Annotated in this window: 2 pseudogenes; both read left to right on the forward strand. The window is 73.2% G+C overall.

Annotation, left to right across the window (positions count from 1 at the left end):
* Positions 1-148: pseudogene (locus tag ADL01_RS44835) on the forward strand (ABC transporter permease); the annotation flags it as partial.
* A 64-nt stretch (positions 149-212) separates the two neighbouring features.
* Positions 213-512: pseudogene (locus ADL01_RS42420) on the forward strand (DUF7134 domain-containing protein); the annotation flags it as partial.

Consider the following 512-nt stretch of genomic DNA (forward strand, 5'->3'; position numbering starts at 1 on the left):
CCTGCCGAGCAACGCGGGCGAGTCGATGTTCGCCCTGACCCACGACAGCACCACCCTGTCCCCCACGGCCGGGCTGCTGGTCCTCCTCGGCTGGACGGCGCTCGCGCTGGCGGGCGCGGCGTACCGGCTGGTGCGCCGCGACGTCTGAGCGCGCGCACCATGAGGAGGTGACCACCTCGACGACTACCACGCCTGTCGGCGACTTCGGCGGGATGGGACCGCTGGTCGCCCGGTTCTCCCGGGGCGGCCAGCGGCTGCGGCAGACGGACCGGAACCGTCCGTGGGTGCTGGACACCGCGGTGGTGGTGCTGGTCTTCCTCATGTTCTGCCTGCCGGATCTGCTGCACGGGGGCGTCGGGGACGGCGACGGTCCACGCCGGTTCCGGCTCGCCTTCACCCGGCTTCCCCCCCCCGGCGGCCATGCTGCTCCTTCAGGTCGGTCTGGTGCTGCCGCTGCTGTGGCGGCGGCGCAGGCCGATGGCCGCCTTCGGTGCCATCGCGGTCGTGTTCGT

It is taken from the genome of Streptomyces sp. NRRL WC-3618 (genome assembly GCF_001280005.1).
Taxonomy (GTDB): Bacteria; Actinomycetota; Actinomycetes; order Streptomycetales; family Streptomycetaceae; genus Streptomyces.